Raw genomic sequence first — 16,387 nt, 5'->3', positions numbered from 1 at the left:
GCAGAAGAACAGCTCGGGTAAAATTCGATCATTATACTTAAGACCTGCTGAAATCTATAGAACCACGCTTTTGTTTTGCGGCACTGACGATTCATCCGGCCTGGTCGATAGCGTGACAAAAATTGCTACATTGCGAGATAGCGCCTGCGGATATCTTCATTCCGGGCAAGGCCTGTCGTATCCTCGCGATGTACCACCTTTCCTTTATCGATGATGACCGCGTCCTCGGCGATCCGTAAGCAGAAATGCATGTTCTGCTCGGCGAGCAGGATCGTAGCACCACCCGCTCCCAGCTCCCGCAATACGTTGGCGATGGTGGCGACCACAATCGGGGCCAGCCCTTCGCTCGGCTCATCGAGCAACAGGACCACAGGATTACCCATCAAGGCACGCGCAATCACCAACAGTTGTTGCTCGCCGCCGGACAGGCGCCCCGCCCGGCGTGACCGCAGCTTCGTGAGCAGCGGGAAGGTTTCCCAGATGCGAGGCAGGGTCCAGTCTCGCCGCCCGTCGGGACCGCTCTTTGCCGCGATCAGGAGATTGTCCTCCACGCTGTGCTCCGGAAACACCTGCCGGTCCTCGGGTACATAGGCGAGGCCGAGCCGGGCGCGCGCGTGCGGCGGTAAGAGGGTGATGTCGCGGCCCGCGAAGAAGATGCGGCCACCCCTGGCGGGCACTATTCCCGCAAGCGTTTTCATGGTCGTGCTCTTGCCCGCGCCGTTACGCCCGAGCAGCGCCAACGTGCGCTTTTCCTCAAGGGCGAGATCGATGCCGAACAAGATCTGGCTCGCGCCATAAAAGGCGCTCAATCCTTCAGCGCGCAAGAGGTCGCTCATACCGCGTGGGCCTCCGTGCCGAGATAGGCATCGATCACAGCCGCGTTGTGGCGGATCTCGTCCGGCGTGCCTTCGGCCAGGACGCGGCCGTAGCACAACACGCGAATAGTGCTTGCGACCTGGAACACGATATCCATGTCGTGCTCGATGAACACCAGCGTGAGCTTGCGCTGTTCCCACAGGCCTCGCACGCGCTCGATCATGCGCCAGCGCTCTTCCGGGCCCATGCCGGCGGTCGGCTCGTCGAGTAGAAGCACCTTGGGTTCGAGCGCAAGCGCAATGGCGATATCGAGCAGTTTCTGGTCGCCGTGGGAGAGGATTGCGGCCTCGACGTTCGCGACGTGCGTCAGGCCCACCAACTCCATCACGTCTTCGGCACGCTCGCGGACGCCGGGCGGCGGAAAACGGCGGGAGAGATTGCCCCACTGGCCGACATGGACGGTGACGGCCGCCATCAGATTCTCCGCCACCGTCATGGTCGGAAAGCAGCTTGCCACCTGAAAGGCCCTCCCGATGCCGAGGCGCATCCGGTCGGCCTTGGAGAGACGGATGATGTCCTCACCGTCGAGCAGCACCTGACCGGCATCGGCCGGGAACGCGCCGCTGACCAGGTTGAAGAAGGTGCTTTTGCCGGCGCCGTTTGGACCGATCACCGCGGAAAGCGACCCCGACGAAAAAGCCAGCGACACATCGTCGATGGCCCGCAGGCCACCAAACGTCTTGGTGAGATTTCTGATCTCGAGCTTCATCGCGAGCGTCCGGGCCAGGCCAGTCTGAGAAAATCGAGCACGCCGCGGCGCAAACCGAGCGCGAAAGCGAGGATCACGATCCCGAGAAACAGCCCATGATATTCGGTGAAGCGTGTCACCACGTCGTTTAGCGCGAGCAGGACCATCGCGCCCAGGACGGGTCCGAGAAAGCTGTTGATGCCGCCCAGCATGACGGCAAAGATCGCTTGGCCGGAATTCGGCCAGTCAGCGAGTTCGGGATAGGCCCCCGAGACGAAGAGCGCAGCCAGCACGCCGCCCAGACCTGCGGAGGCGCCGGCAATCGTGAACGCCCAGAGCCGGGCTCGCCAGAGAACGACCCCCAGGAAGCTCGCGCGGCTCTCGTTGTCGCGGATCATGCGCAGCGTCTGGCCAAAGGGGCTCACCGAAATGTGGCGGAGCGCCAAAAGGCCGAGCACCGCCACGACGGCGCAGAATTGATAAAGATGAAGCTGCGAGGCGAGCTCGAAGCCGAAGATCTCACGGCGCGGAATGCCGCCGCGCAGACCCTGGTCGCCGCCCGTGAGGCTCTGCCAGGAGATGATGACGCTGTAGAACAGCATCTGCACTGCGAGCGTGATGAAGGCGAAGTAGTCCGTGCTGAGGCGTATGCAGATCGCACCAACGCAGAGTGCAGCAAAGGTCGTGACCAGCACCGCGAGCGCGGCGGCGACGGGCAGCGAGAGGTCCGTCATCTGCATCGTCAATGCGAAGGCGTAGGCGCCGAGACCATAGAACATGCCGTGACCGAACGAAACCATACCCGTGTTGCCGACCAGCAGGTTGAGCGAAGTCGCAAACAGCGCCATGGCGCTCAAGCGGATGACAAAATCCTCGAAGGCAGGACTTCGATGGAGGAGCGGGATCGCCAGCACGACAATCAGGGCGATGGCGGCGATCGCGGCATCGCGCAGCGCGGGATGGCGCTTCATGACGGGCGACCGAACAGGCCCTGCGGACGCAGGAGCAGGATAACGATCATCACGATGTAGATCAGTCCATCGGTGAACTGGGGGAAACCGATCGTGCCGAATCCGCGGACCATGCCGATCACTAACGCAGCAACCAGTGCGCCCGCGATGGAGCCCATGCCGCCGATCACCGTGACAATAAAGCTCTCGATCAGGATCGAGAAGCCCATGCCGGGCGACAGCGAGCGCACAGGAGCCGCAAGTGCGCCCGCCAGCCCCGCCAACCCACCGCCAACGGCGAACACGATCGCAAAGAGCAGCGTCGTATTGACGCCTAGCGCCGAGACCATCTGGGGATTGATCGCGGCGGCGCGCACCGTCTTCCCCAGCCGTGTCATCGAAAGACCAAGGCCAAGCACGACCGCGATGAGCGCAGCGATGCCGATCAACACGGCGTAGAAGGGCGGCACGACGCCGCCCGCGATGAAGAGCGGCGGCACTTGGAAGGCCGGCGGCATTCCCATGGCGTGGAACTCGGCCCCCCAGATGATCTTCACGACGTCATCAAAGATCAACACCAGGGCGTAGCAGATCAAAAGCTGCATCAGCACGTTGGAGCCATAGACGCGGCTGATCAAAGCGCGTTCGAACAGAACGCCGAACAGCGCCATCGCGAGCGAGCCGGACAGCACCGCAAGAGCGTAGCTGTCGGTTGCGCCGAGCGCGGTATACGCGACGTAGCCGCCCAGCATATAGAAGGTGCCGTGGGCGAAGTTCACGATCTTCAGCACGCCGAAGATCAGCGTCACGCCCGCAGCGACAAGGAACAGCAACATGCCCACGATCAGGCCGCTGGTGGTCTGGGTGACCACGCAGGCGGGCGTTGCGAGGCAGGCGCCGAACGCGTCGAGGTCCATCGAAAGTCAGATGTACTTCTGCTGCTTCTTCCACTCCGTCTCGAGCTCGATGATCTTGCCCCAGTCGGCGGCTTTCACATCGACGATGAACGGCTCCTTTGGCGTGGTCTGGCCCCAGCCTATGGCATAGCCGACCGTCGTGTGGTCATCGCGCATGGTGATCGTTCCGTCGACGCCGAACGGGGTGTTGATCTTCATGGCCGTGAGCACCGCGGCCAGAGCCTTGCCGTCGAACGAGTTCGCCTTCTTGATGGCCGCCTCGTAGAACTGCATCGCCACGGTGTTTTGCCAGGACCAGTTGGTCGGCCGCTCGTTCCACCTCTTGAGGTAGGCTTGGCCCCATTCTTTATTGGCGGGTGTGTTCGGGAAGGTATCAAGGTAGCGCGTCGCCGACTGAATGCCGGCAGGCAGATTCTTGATGGCGGCCAGCACGGGATAGTCGACATTGGGCGTCGCCACCGCCATCTGCGAAAACAGCGCGTAGATGTTGCCCTGGTTCACAAACGCCGAGAGGTCGCCGGCATAGAGAAGCGTAAATAGCGCCTGCGGCTTGGCCTGGATCAACTTGGTGATGACTTCGGTGAAGTCGGGCTGGCCCAGCTTGGGCCAGGCCTCGGTGATGATCTCGATATCCGGCTTGAACTGCTTGAAGAATTGCAGGTATTGCGCCGTGGTGTCGCGACCGTAGGCGTAGTCTGGAGAGCAGGTCGCCCACCTGTTGAGTTTCTTGGCATTCGCGTATTCGGAGAGATAGATGCTGCCGGCTACCGCGTCGTGCACGCCCTGGCGCGCGACACGGAAGGCGGTCGGCACGCGGATCTTGGGGTCGGCGGTCAGCGACGAGGTCTCGCTGTTGGTGTGGATGCAGGCGATGCTGCCCAGGTCGCGTACGACTTCTTGGACCGCGAACGAGGCGGACGAGGCCTCGGCATCAATTAAAAGCTCGCAACCGGTGCTGTTTACCAACTCGCGCGCTATGCGTGCGGCCTCCTGGGGCTGGCCCTTTGAGTCGCGAAAGACGAATTCGATCGGCCGACCGAGAAACCCGCCGGCGGCATTGATGCGATCCTGCTCCATCATCAGCGCGTTGCGGGAGGAGGTACCCAGCAGTGCGATCGGTCCTGATAGGATGCTCTGCATTCCGACGCGCAACGTATTGGCCTGGGCCCTCGCTACCCAAGGGGTCGCTAGCAGGCCAGCCGCACCGCCGGCCAACAGAGTGCGACGCGTAATCAGTCCGCTCATTGACTGCACCTCCCCATGAACCCGTTATCGTGGCCCGGCTCTGAGGCACCCGGCTTGTTTTTCAGGCGGCCAACCTTAGAGCTACGATAGCTTTCTGATCAAGCTGGCATTTGCGGCGGCGATCGAAGCCCTGTCCTGGCACCGAACAGCACGCGGGAGCTAGCGCCTCAGTGGGCGGCCGTTTGTTCAGGTCGAGGACATCGAGATCTTGTATGGCACGAGCCAAATTGTGCTCGCGCCCGGGTCTTTCGGCGCAGCAGGACGCGACCATGGCGCTGCCCGGCCGCGGCGGTGCCGAGGCGCCAAGGGCGAGGGCTGGCCGCATCAATCCCCCCTTGTTGCCGTGCAGCAGATAGCAAACGCAATTTCACTGGACGGATGTGCCGGGGTGTGCACAAACGCCGCACTTTTGTGGTATGAAGATCCCGTCCAAAAAACACATCAAACTAAAAATACGTCAAAACAGGGAGGACGACATGCTGCTGCGTTGTGCGAGAGTCCTTGGCTTAATGACCGTGGGAATAATTTTGACGGGCGTCGGAGCGATGGCGGCCGAGGCTCCGAAAGAGATGAAGCTCTACGTATTCAGCTCTGGGGCGCTGAACCTTGACAAGTCTATTATCCAGAACGGCGCCAGCGGCAAGGTCCAGATTCCCGTCGGCTTCTTCCTAATCCGCCATCCCAAAGGAGACGTGCTGTTTGACTGCGGCAACAACGACAAGATCATCACCAATCCTGACTACTGGGGGCCGTTCGTGAAGGCGCTTGATCCAGGTCGCTCGCCAGACATCGCCATCGACACCCAGCTCAGCAAAATCAACGTCAAGCCTTCCGACATCAAATATGTGGTGCTCGGTCATTTCCACGTCGACCATGCCGGCAATGTCGGCAAGTTCCTCGATTCGACCTTCGTGTATCAGCGCGACGAGATGAGGAACGCGTTCTGGCCAGCGCCGGGCTACGCCACCTTCTTCATCACCGAGGACTTCGCCATGCTGCGCAACAGCGTGGGTGGCCCGATGCCGAGCAAGTACAAGACCATCGAGCTCGACGGCGACCTCGACCTGTTCGGTGACAACAGCATCTATATCCATCGAACGGTATCGCACACCCCCGGCAGCCAGATCATGGTGGTGCGGCTACCGAAGACCGGAACGGTCGTGCTCACCAGCGACGCCGTCTATCTGCAGGAGAATCTCGAGAAGAACATCCTGCCGAGCATCGGCAGCGTCTATGATCCCGTGGGCATGCTCGACGCCTATGCCTGGGTCAAGCGGGTGCACGACACCGAAGGAGGCGATATCATCTTCGCGCACGATCCGGACGTGTACAAGGCGCACAAGCATTCGCCTGAATATTACGAGTGATCGAACGACACGATCGCGCCGCGAGCGGGTTCAGATCCCGGGCCTTGCGCCCCGGATTGTACTCGCAAGGCAGCTTGAGCGCGATCGCGGGCGTCATCTGGGTGTTGTGAGCCGATGTCTCCTCTCGTCCTGGCGCAGGATGTCACCAAATGGTACGGGCCGCGCCGTGCCGTAAACGATGTCTCTTTTGCTATCGAACAGGGCGAGATCGTCGGCCTGCTTGGGCCGAACGGCTCGGGCAAGAGCACAATTTTCCGCATGCTCACTGGCTACCTCGTGCCGACCTCCGGCCGGATCGAGGTCGCCGGCCATGACGTCGTGACCTCTTCGCTCGCGGTCCGGCGCGTGATCAGCTACGTGCCGGAAGACGCGCCGCTCTACGATCACATGAGGGTCGGCGAATTTCTTCATTTCATGGCCAATCTCAAGGGATTGCGCGGGCCGCCGGCAAAGGCCGCGGTGGATGCTGCGGCCGAGCGGCTGGACCTCACCCGCGTCATGATGCTCTTGACCGCAAAACTCTCCCGCGGCTTCCGCCAGCGCGTCTCGATCGCGCAGGCGCTGTTGGGAAATCCGCAAGTGCTGGTGCTGGACGAGCCGACCAGCGGGCTCGATCCGCACCAGGTGATTGCCGTCCGCGATCTCATCCAGTCGCTTTCGGGAAGCCACACCGTGCTGATCGCCTCACACATCCTCTCCGAGATCGAAAAGATCGCCTCTCGGGTCATGATCCTGCTCGATGGCACGCTTCTGACCGCCGACGCGCTGAAGGAGAAAGCGGAAAGGACAATGTTGCGGCTTGCGGCAGCCGCTCCGGAAGCGGCCGTCCGAAGCGTCGTCGCCGCCATCGCCGGCGTGCGCGACATCGCCCTCGAACCGAAAGCCGGCTCGGGAACGATGCGTTATCTGATCAGGGTCGAGCCACACTCCTCTCCTGCCGCCGATATCGTGGCTGCGCTCGTCAAGGCCGGCATCGCCGTCTCGGAACTGACCGAAGGCCGTCCGGATCTCGAGCGTGTGTTTCTCGACCTGACGCGGCGCCCGTCAAAGGTAGTCGCATGAGAAGCTTTGTGATCCTCTTGCGCAAGGAGGAAATGGCGCTGTTTTCCTCCCCGATCGCCTACGCCGTCATGACCGTTTTCCTGCTCATCATGGGTTACAGCTTCACGCTTACATTGTTCATCAGCCATCAGCCCAGCATGGTCCACATCTTCTTCCAGATGTTCGTGCTGTTCATGCTGACAACGCCGCTGATCACCATGCGGCTCCTGGCAGAGGAGCAAAAGCTGCGGACCATGGAAGTGTTACTCACCTCGCCGGTCTCCGAGGCCGCGATCGTGCTGGCGAAGTATGTCGCAAGCATGAGCCTGGTCGCGGTCATGCTGCTGCTGTCGGGCTGCTACGCGGCGGCGCTGGCCTGGTTCGGCGATCCAGATTTCGGACCGATCTATAGCGGCTATCTGGGCCTTGCGTTGCTTGGTTCGGCCCTGGTCGGTACCGGCTTGTTGGCATCGGCGCTCACGGCCAACCAGGTGATCGCGGCGCTGATTTCGCTCAGCGTTTTCCTGCTTCTGTGGATCATCGACAATTTCGGCTGGCTGCTGCCGAGCCCGGCGGACACGCTGGTGGTGAACCTGTCGCTCGCGGTGCATTTCCGGCCCTTTGCGGTGGGCTCGATCTACCTCTCGGACGTCGGCTTCTTTTTCAGCGTCACGCTGCTGATGCTGCTGTTGACCGTGCGGGCGCTGGCGCGACGGTAGGGGAGACGAATGCCGCGGTTTGCCCGATCCGATCTGGTCGTCGTCGCGCTGATCGCCGCCGCGATACTGTTCGGCGCTCTGGGCTTCGCAGGATTTGGCGAGAGGATCTCGAACAGCCTGTTGTTCTCAGCCTGGTCGCTTACCTTGCTGACGCTCTTCGCACTCGCAGCCCGCCTGCCGTTGCGCAGCCGCGGATCGCCCTGGGCGGCCTGGGCCGCCAACTCGCTGATTGTCTGCGGCGCGCTGGGCGTCATAATTGCCGCCAACGTCGCCCTCTATCGCCATGACGTGCATTTCGACGCAACCCGCGAAGGACTGAACACCCCTCCGCAGCAGCTGACCGACGTTGTCCGCGAACTGCGGTCCCCGCTCTCGCTGACCTATTTCTACAACGCGAGCGACCCCAACGCGCTCGGCGTACGGGACATGATCGAGATCGCAGCGCGCAACCATCCGCTGCTGGCGTTCCGCGCCATCGATCTCGACAAGGAGCCGGGGCTTGCGCGGGATATCGGCGTGCATTCCTACAATACGGCGGTGTTGCAGGCCGGTGACCGCAAAGTAGTGGTAGAAAACGTCACCGACGCCGCGCGCCTCGGCTACGCCGCGCTGCGCGTCCTTCGACAGCGTGCCGAGACGATCTGCTTTGTGACCGGCCATGGCGAGACATTCCGCCCGATGCCAGGCCACTACCATTTCAGTCACCTCGAGACGCTGAGGGGCCATGATACGCCGGGCGCCGGCGACGTGCTGGTCGCAGAGCCTGAGCAACTCGACCGGCTTCAACTGGCGCTCAACGAAATTGGTTTCGAGATGCGCCCCCTTGTCATGGCGACGGCAAGCGCAATTCCGACCGATTGCACCGTGATAGCCGAAATCGGTCCACGAACCGCGCTGACGGCGGGCGAAGCGGATCTACTGGCCGACTATCTCAGGAATGGCGGACGGCTCATGATGTTGATCGATCCACAGTTTCCGCTTGAAGCCGACCTGCAAAGTCGCTTGCTGACGCCGCTCGGCCTTTCGAGCGAACCAGCCATCGTCATCGATCCACTCAATCACTTTCGTACGGACCCGGACAAGGTTGCGGTCCCCTATTATCCTCCGCATCTGATTACGGCCCGTCTCGCGCTCACGGTGTTTGCACAGGCGCGGCCGATCCGCCTCAGTCAGCCACCGACGGCGGTGAGGGCCAATGTCCTTGCCAGCAGCAGCCAGGACAGCTACTTGCGACTGCCGTCGGCCGTCGCTGGCATCACAGTCGCAGCTGGGGAGCCTACGCCCGCCAAGGTCGAACATGGCGCCCAGGCGCTCGCCGTGGCGCTTGAAGGCACCTATCCCGGAGCCTCGCCTGACAAGCACTTTCGGCTCGTAATATCCGGTACCAGCAAGTTCACGACCAACGAATATTTCTCCTATGTCTCCAATGGCGAGCTGTCGGTCGCCATCATGCGTTGGCTTGCCGAGGACGACGCATCGCCAAACCTCGCACCGCGGACCTACAGCTTGCCCGAAATCGTGCTGACGAGCACGCAGATGCGGAACACCTTTATTGCGCTCGAACTATTGCTGCCGCTCAGCACGGCGCTTTTTGGCGTCGCGATGTGGTGGAGGCGACGTTGACGGGCTCGGCGACATCCGGGGCTGCGCGATGGAAGACATCGCTCGCTATCGCCGTGCTGCTGGCGCTTCTTCTTGCCTTGGTTTTTTCCGGGCAATGGCCGGGGTTGCACAGCAAGCTACCATCCTCGCCCAAAGGCCTCCTCGCGATCGCGCCGAACGAGATTGAACGCATCGACATGCGCTCGGGCGCCGACAGCGTCGCATTGCGGCATCAGCCGCCCGGATGGACGATCGAGAGCGTGGACGGCATAGCGCGCGCCGAGCTTGTCTCCCACATCGATACGGCCCTGAAGTTCCTTAGTGTCAGCGAACCGTCACGCGAGATTCTCGCGGGCGAACTCGCTGCCGAGAGCTTTGCGGTGTTCGGGCTCGATCCGCCATCCGAGGTTGCCGTGCTCGAAACCCATTCTGGCATCGCGGCAACAGTGAACTTTGGGACGACAAATCCGGCGGGCACGTCGCACTACGTGAGGCTGGGCGGCGCGCCAACGGTCTATCTGATGCCGCGCCATGTGGCCGAAGAGTGGCGGCTAGTGTTCGAGATGGCACGACGGCTGCGAGGCAACACCAGCTCTGTCGTTGCGAGCCGCGGCGCAGATCTGCTGTTGCCGGTTTCGACGGCGCAGGTGTGGGCCGTCGAGATCGTTGCAAGCGGAAAGCTCACGCGTTTCGAGCGGGACGCGGCAGGAACATGGTTCAGGCATATCGGTCAGCACACGCACACCGCAGGCGGCAGTGTTCATGTCGCCGACCCTACCCAGGCAACGATCATCGATGCCGCTTTCCGCGCTTTCGATGCGGCGGTCGCGGAGGCGCGCGTCGCGCCTGGCGACGCGCCGCATCTTGCCCAGTATGGTCTCGCTTTGCCCACATTGATCGTGCTGTTTTACGCGCGCGACAGCTCAACGCCATTGGCCCGGCTCGAGTTCGGCGCCCCTGCGGACAGGCTCAATCGCTATGCCCGATTGGCACCGGACGGGGCGGTCGTCACAGTTGCGGAGTTTGAGCCGCGCCGCATGACCGAGCTCCTCAAGGCGGTCGGAGCAGGATCGTGAGGCAGTGGCGCCGCCTGGTTGCAGGTGCAATAGTATTTGGCGCCACGCTCGCGGCACAGGCGCATCAGGTCAACCTCTCGACTGCGCGCGTGACATTGAGCGGGGATCGTAGCGTCACGATTGAGCTCGGCCTCAAGGGCAGCGACGCCGACCGCCTTGCCAGTACCGGGATCTTCGATGCGGCACGCGACCGAGTCGAGCCGGCGCTGGTTAAGGCGTCGGCCGCACGGATCATCGCCTACGTTACTGCACATATCGCCGTGACTGGAGCCGGCGGCAGAGCCTGCATCCCCGGCACGCCCGCGCTCGCCCCCGATGGGGACGGGGTGATCTTTCGCAACCGCTTCTCGTGCCGGGATGTCGGCGGCGATATCGTCTATCGCTCGACGGTGCTGACCGACACCGATCCCGCCGCACGCCAAGTGGTGCTGATCGGCGAAGGCGACAATGCGCCGCAGGCGCTGCTCGATCGCGCCAACACCGCCGTCACACTCTCCTCGCCCGCCCCGTCCCTGCTCTCGACCGTGGAGCGCTATCTGGTCACCGGCATCGAGCACATCTTTCTAGGCTACGATCATATCGCATTCTTGGTCGCCGTCGTGTTGTGGGCAGAGCGACTTGTGCCGGTGATCAAGATCGTAACTGCATTTACGATCTCCCATTCGATCACACTTTCGCTTGCCACGCTCAACGTCGTTGCCATTCCCGGAACCTTTGTTGAGCCCGCTATCGCAGCATCGATCGTGTATGTCGCCATCGAAAATTTCCTCACACGCAACATCGACGGCCGCTGGCGGGTGACCTTCGCCTTTGGGCTTATTCACGGCTTCGGCTTCGCCGGTGCTCTGCGGGACATCGGGCTGCCCACGAGCGCCGTCGCCCCCGCGCTTGCGGCTTTCAATGTCGGCGTCGAGATCGGACAGGTGGCGATCGTCTCGGTCGTCGTTCCGACCCTGATCGCATTAGACCGGTTCATAGCCGTCGACCACACCAAGCCCGCGAGAGCAGCAATCCTGGTCTATGTCGTGTCGTCGTTTATTGCCGTACTTGGCAGCTGTTGGTTTCTCACGCGCGTGCTCAATTCATAGCGGAGACCGGATGCACCCGGCTTTCTCCGGAGGCGAGATCAAGAGCTCCTGCGCTATTTGGGATGCGCGCGGGATCGGGGCGTGTGCCGGTACAGTGAGATATTTCTGAAGTGGCGCTCTCGTCCGTGACGGCGAAGCGTTTTGGCCAGCCTTCTGCCCGGTTTGGCCCCTTTTGATTCCAGAGCCGTTCGCAAAATCGACGGATCTGGTCCGTTTGCACTCGCTCCGGAGGGCCCCGGGGGATCGACCAAACCGTCAGATCGCGGTCGATGCGAAGAACTTACGTACCAACGTTACCAGCGGCGTCGAACATCCCCGCCACGGTCTCCCACGGCCGCGCAGCAAAGTTCCCGATCAATCGAAATTGTATCGATATGATCGAAATTCCTGTTCCCGCCCTGATGCCGCTTTCAGGAGAGCCGCACGGATTGCATTTGGGTCCATATCAACTCAGACCGCTCGCTGCTTGACGTTCTCCGTCCATTTCAGGTGATGCTTGCCGACGGCAACCAACTCGCCCCGCTGGTTTTTCACCTCGACGTCGGCAAGCGTCCGTCGGCGGTGCGCGTCGATTTCACTGATCGTATAGGTCACCGTCACGGTATCGTTGATGTAGACTGGCTTGAGAAAGCGAATGCCGTCATAACCAAGCGAAACTGGCGTTGAATCGATGCCCTTGCGCAGGCTTTCCTCGATCATCCGAGTGGACGCGGTGGACATGAATCCAATCATGAGCGCGCCATGGGCGATGCGCTTCCCATAGATTGAATGGCTCATGAATTCGTCATCGACATGGTTGGGTGAAAGATCGCCAGTCAGCCCGGCAAACAGGTAGATGTCGGACTCCCCGACAGTCTTTGAGAATTTGACGAAATCACCAACTTTCGCATGCATTGCAGTCATTCGATTGCCTCTAACTTGCGTGGCGGCGGTCGTCGCACCTGAGCGTCAGCCTCGACCCGCGTTCTCAAGCGGGAATAATCATCCAGGGGTAGCGACCGCGCCCTTGGCGTATAGCGACTTCCGTTCTTGGGCGTTGTAGCCCAACTCTTCGAGGATCTCCTCGGATTGGGCGCCGAGCTCTTGCGGCGGTAAGCGCACCTCGGGAACTCCGCCATCGTATCGAACCGGATGGCTGACGAGCGTGATCGGGGAACCGCTTACACTGCGGATGGTCTGAAAGCTCTTATTATGGACAACCTGCGGATCGGTAACGACATCAGCATAATCTTTGATCGTCGCATGCCAGATGCCGTGCGCCTCCAGCAGGGCGACGCATTCGCTGGTCGTTCGGTGTACGAGGTTCGCAGCGATCGCAGCCGCAGCCTTGTCGCGCTGGCGATAAGCTTCCTCGGCGGGAACTCGTTGATTTCGGGGAATACCGAGCGTGTCGTTCAGCGTGTCAAGAGAGCCGAGCGAGATCGCGATATGCCCGTCGTTCGTGGCGTAGATACCGTACGGCGCGCCGTAATACCAACCTGCAATTGAGCCAGGCTGACGCACGTCATCGGGCCGCTCGCCATTCAGATAGCAAGTGAACGATTCCATCTGCAGGTCTATCGCTGCCGACAGCAGACTCACATCGACACGGCACCCCTGTCCCGTCCGTTCCTTTTTGACAAGCGCCGCCAGAATGCCCGCAGCAAGCAGGGCCGCACCATGGTGATCGACGGCCGAGACGCCAACGGCGCGTGGGCCGTGCTCGCGCGTCCCCGTAATCATGGCTAGGCCGGAGAGTGCCTGGATGAGGAGATCCTGGCCGGGCCGATTGACGTAAGGCCCGTCCGCGCCATAGCCCGATGCCGCGGCGTATATGATATCCGGCTTGATCTTCCTGGCGTGTTCGAAGCCGAGCCCCAGCTTATCAAGCACCCCTGGCCGAAAGTTCTCGGCTATGACGTCAGATGTCGCGATGAGTTTTCTTGCGACCTCGACCCCCTCAGGTTTTTTCAGGTCCAGCGTCAAGCTGCGCTTGTTACGGTTGCCGGCCAGCAGCAGCATCGTTTGACCATCAATGCGCTTTTCTGCACCGCTCCATTTGCGCTGGAACGCGCCCTCGGGTGGCTCGACGGCGATGACGTCGGCTCCCAGGTCCGCCAAAAACTGAACACCGACCGGTCCCATCAGGAAATGGTTGAAGCTCAGCACGCGGATGCCCTTGAGGAGATCGACCATGGGATCTTGCGCTCCAGTGCGGCCTGCAATTTCTGAAATCGTTTTCAAAATAGGCAAGTCCCCTCGGGGGAGTCAAGCGGAGGAGCGGCCAAGCGGCTGTCCACCGATGGCAAAGGCACATTCGAGACTTACCCACCGCTTCACCTAGCACCACACTTCAAGCGGACAGTCTGATGTCTTAGGGTTTTGGAACAATCGATGAGACATCCGAACAGGAGCTCCACACGCAAGATGACCAGGGGAACCATACGAGCGCGTTGAGATGGACAAGAAAGCAGCGAAGGATCCCCGAGGGCGCCTCAGCGCCAGGGTCAAAATCGAGGATGTTGCTCGGCAAGCCGGGGTCTCGCCGGCAACGGTATCTCGCGTCCTGAACCATCCGCAAATCGTCCGGCCCGAATTGCGCGAAAAGGTTGCCCGTGCGATCGCGACCCTGTCCTACACGCGCGACAGCGCCGCGCGGGCGTTAAAGTCAGGCCGCATGCGCACGATCGGAGCAATTGTTCCGACGCTCGGGCTCAGCATTTTTGCCGAAGGCGTCGAGGCCCTGCAGAACCGGCTCAGCGAAAACGGCTACACGCTTTTCATAGCCAATTCACAATATGATCAACGCCGAGAACTGCAGGAGATGCAAAGCCTGATCGAGCGCGGCATCGACGGCATCGTTCTGGTCGGCGCATCACACGCACCCGAGCTTCGGGCCTTGATCGAACAGGCCCGCGTCCCCGTGATCACCACCTATGTATCGAAGGCGCAGGGCGGCATTCCCGCGATTGGAATCGATAATCAGCGCGCCACGCGGGAACTCACGCAGTATCTGCTCGATCTCGGCCATTTTCGGTTTGGCGCCATCGCCAACGTCCCGCCGGCGAACGACCGGTCACGCGCTCGTCTCGATGGTATCCAGAAGACGCTGGCGCAAGCCGGCATCTCGCTTCAGCCAAGCCAGATCATTCGTACCGATTATTCGCTGGCTCAGGGGCGCAGCGCGCTCCGCCAACTCATGAACGATCATCCTGACACGACGGCAGTCATCTGTACCACCGATATGCTGGCGATCGGAGCGATGGCAGAGGCGCGAAAGATTGGACTGATAGTGCCTCAGCAGCTTTCGATCACCGGTTTCGATGACGTCGAGCTGTCCGCGCAGGTCGATCCGCCACTCACCACGGTTGGTGTTCCCGCTGCGGAAATTGGCCGCGGTGCAGCGGACTATCTGATTAATGCCATCGAGGGCCTGCCGATGCCGAAAAGTGTGCAACTGCCTTTTCGTCTCATCATGCGCGCATCGACCGCGACTCCCCGTTCGACGCCTGCGAGTGCGCGGCGAAAGAGCACAAAAGCTCGCCCGAAATAGCTCCTAGTTGGCACGCTCGTGCGTGACATCACGTCAGGATCTGAGCCGCCGCGGAGTGGCCCTCAATCTGCCCGGCAACACGGCCCCGCAGAGCGCCTCGGCAAAGAAGAAGTCGCCAAACATCACTGCGCTCGCAACTCCCTCGTTGTGCGGCTTCGAATAGCAGCCGTCCCTCAACAGCCCGCGATGCCGCGGTTCGGTCGCCAGATAGCCTCGGCAAAGCACGGCCAATATGTCGAAGGCCTGCCTGCGCCATTTTGTGGAGCTTTGGTCATCCGGATGCAGCGCCGCCAGATCGAGCAGCGCCGACGCCACGATTGCCGAGGCGGAGGAATCGCGCGGCGCGTTGGGAATCGCAGGATCATCAAAGTCCCAGAATGGAACCAGATCTGGACCTGTTCGCCGCAAATAATAGTCGGCCAGCATCTCCGCCAATTCGAGATACTCGCGTTTGCCAGTGGCCTCGGCCGTTCGAACATAGCCATAGATGGCCCATGCCTGTCCCCGCGGCCAACAGGATTCGTCAGCCGAACCCTGGAATGTGAAACCACGCCTCCGCTCCCCTGTGGCGACATCAAATTCGATTGCATGATAGGTGGAATAGTCAGACCGAATGAACGCAGTGCGGGTCATGGTTGCGTGGGCTTCGCCGGCAAGAACAAAGCTCGCATCGCTGTCGTAGGCAGCCGCCCAGTAGAGCAGTGGCAGATTCGCCATGGTATCGATGGCGGAGGAACGGCGTCCCCGCTCGTCCTCCAGCGGCCCCCATGATGAAATGTAGCTTCCTTTCGGGGTCATGATCAGGCGGCGTCGCAATTGGTTGGCGGCGCGAAGCGCGAGATCACCATAGCGCTTATCGCCCGTAATATGGTGCGCCGCGATAGCGCTCGGGTAGAAGATGAAGCCAACGTCGTGCGTGTTGCCGTCGCCAGCGCGGGGAGCAACCAACAAAAGGCGCTGATCGGCCAAGTGTAGATATTTCTCGTCACCGGTGCGTAGATAGGCGATCAGCAAGAGGCCGACCCAAAAGCCGCAAAACCAGTTACCGTGGCTCCAACTGCCGTCGCGATACCCGGCCGAGACCGATGCCGGCATCGTGGCCCAGGCTCCTGAGGGGAGCGTTACGTAAGGAAAGGACACCCCCAGCGTCGGCTCGTCCTCCAAGAGCTTTCGAGCGCACAGGTCGAGCGCATCCAAAAAGAGCCGGTCCGTCATGGTACTGCCTCGCTCGTACCCATCGGAAAAGTCTTTCGACCGCAACGCCCACCCAATCGACGAACCCGCTA

Annotated in this window: 15 protein-coding genes; 7 read left to right on the top strand and 8 right to left on the bottom strand. The window is 61.5% G+C overall.

Annotation, left to right across the window (positions count from 1 at the left end; all coding sequences use genetic code 11):
* Positions 1-125 precede the first annotated feature (125 nt).
* The 5 genes from P6U23_RS12405 to P6U23_RS12385 are packed head-to-tail and all read right to left on the bottom strand — an operon-like array spanning position 126 to position 4,676.
* Complete coding sequence (locus P6U23_RS12405) at positions 126-836, bottom strand: ABC transporter ATP-binding protein (protein WP_407180048.1); 711 nt, start codon at positions 834-836, stop codon at positions 126-128.
* Positions 833-1,585, bottom strand: coding sequence for an ABC transporter ATP-binding protein (locus P6U23_RS12400; RefSeq protein WP_407180047.1), 753 nt, complete (start codon positions 1,583-1,585; stop codon positions 833-835). Before P6U23_RS12400 ends, P6U23_RS12405 begins: the two co-directional genes overlap by 4 nt.
* Positions 1,582-2,535 carry a branched-chain amino acid ABC transporter permease gene (locus tag P6U23_RS12395; protein WP_407180046.1) on the bottom strand — a complete coding sequence of 318 codons (954 nt, stop codon included), beginning with the start codon at positions 2,533-2,535 and terminating at the stop codon, positions 1,582-1,584. The genes P6U23_RS12400 and P6U23_RS12395 overlap by 4 nt, the downstream gene beginning before the upstream one ends.
* Positions 2,532-3,431, bottom strand: coding sequence for a branched-chain amino acid ABC transporter permease (locus P6U23_RS12390; protein ID WP_407180045.1), 900 nt, complete (start codon positions 3,429-3,431; stop codon positions 2,532-2,534). Before P6U23_RS12390 ends, P6U23_RS12395 begins: the two co-directional genes overlap by 4 nt.
* 6 nt (positions 3,432-3,437) lie before the next feature.
* Positions 3,438-4,676, bottom strand: a complete 1,239-nt coding sequence (locus P6U23_RS12385; RefSeq protein WP_407180044.1) for an ABC transporter substrate-binding protein — start codon at positions 4,674-4,676, stop codon at positions 3,438-3,440.
* A 416-nt stretch (positions 4,677-5,092) separates the two neighbouring features.
* Between P6U23_RS12385 and P6U23_RS12380 the strand changes: the two genes are divergently transcribed.
* The 6 genes from P6U23_RS12380 to P6U23_RS12355 all read left to right on the top strand — a co-directional run bounded on the left by P6U23_RS12380 (position 5,093) and on the right by P6U23_RS12355 (position 11,569).
* On the top strand, positions 5,093-6,043 hold the full coding sequence (locus tag P6U23_RS12380) for an N-acyl homoserine lactonase family protein (RefSeq protein WP_407180043.1): 951 nt from the start codon (positions 5,093-5,095) through the stop codon (positions 6,041-6,043).
* 114 nt (positions 6,044-6,157) lie between these two features.
* Positions 6,158-7,105: an ABC transporter ATP-binding protein gene (locus P6U23_RS12375; protein ID WP_407180042.1), complete on the top strand. Its 948-nt coding sequence runs from the start codon at positions 6,158-6,160 to the stop codon at positions 7,103-7,105.
* Complete coding sequence (locus P6U23_RS12370) at positions 7,102-7,803, top strand: ABC transporter permease (protein WP_407180041.1); 702 nt, start codon at positions 7,102-7,104, stop codon at positions 7,801-7,803. The genes P6U23_RS12375 and P6U23_RS12370 overlap by 4 nt, the downstream gene beginning before the upstream one ends.
* A gap of 9 nt (positions 7,804-7,812) precedes the next feature.
* Complete coding sequence (locus tag P6U23_RS12365) at positions 7,813-9,426, top strand: Gldg family protein (protein WP_407180040.1); 1,614 nt, start codon at positions 7,813-7,815, stop codon at positions 9,424-9,426.
* Positions 9,423-10,481 carry a DUF4340 domain-containing protein gene (locus tag P6U23_RS12360; RefSeq protein ID WP_407180039.1) on the top strand — a complete coding sequence of 353 codons (1,059 nt, stop codon included), beginning with the start codon at positions 9,423-9,425 and terminating at the stop codon, positions 10,479-10,481. Before P6U23_RS12365 ends, P6U23_RS12360 begins: the two co-directional genes overlap by 4 nt.
* Positions 10,478-11,569, top strand: coding sequence for a HupE/UreJ family protein (locus P6U23_RS12355; protein WP_407180038.1), 1,092 nt, complete (start codon positions 10,478-10,480; stop codon positions 11,567-11,569). Before P6U23_RS12360 ends, P6U23_RS12355 begins: the two co-directional genes overlap by 4 nt.
* Positions 11,570-12,019: 450 nt before the next feature.
* On the opposite strand, the gene P6U23_RS12350 is transcribed toward P6U23_RS12355, so the two are convergent.
* Positions 12,020-12,472, bottom strand: coding sequence for a MaoC family dehydratase (locus P6U23_RS12350; RefSeq protein ID WP_407180037.1), 453 nt, complete (start codon positions 12,470-12,472; stop codon positions 12,020-12,022).
* Positions 12,473-12,550: 78 nt separating this feature from the next.
* A complete protein-coding gene (locus P6U23_RS12345; protein WP_407180036.1) occupies positions 12,551-13,744 on the bottom strand; it encodes a CaiB/BaiF CoA transferase family protein in 1,194 nt (397 codons plus the stop codon).
* Between the two features lie 262 nt (positions 13,745-14,006).
* Here P6U23_RS12345 and P6U23_RS12340 point away from each other — a divergent pair, with 262 nt between their 5' ends.
* Entirely contained in the window at positions 14,007-15,101 is a 1,095-nt protein-coding gene (locus P6U23_RS12340; protein ID WP_407180035.1) for a LacI family DNA-binding transcriptional regulator, read from the top strand.
* Between the two features lie 33 nt (positions 15,102-15,134).
* Here the strand turns inward: P6U23_RS12340 and P6U23_RS12335 are convergent, their stop codons facing one another.
* Complete coding sequence (locus tag P6U23_RS12335) at positions 15,135-16,316, bottom strand: glycosyl hydrolase (RefSeq protein ID WP_407180034.1); 1,182 nt, start codon at positions 16,314-16,316, stop codon at positions 15,135-15,137.
* Between the last annotated feature and the right edge of the window lie 71 nt (positions 16,317-16,387).

The organism is Bradyrhizobium sp. STM 3562 (assembly GCF_045571435.1).
GTDB lineage: Bacteria > Pseudomonadota > Alphaproteobacteria > Rhizobiales > Xanthobacteraceae > Bradyrhizobium.
The sequence above is the reverse complement of the archived record's forward strand: the minus strand, read 5'-3'. Positions and strand labels throughout refer to the sequence as shown.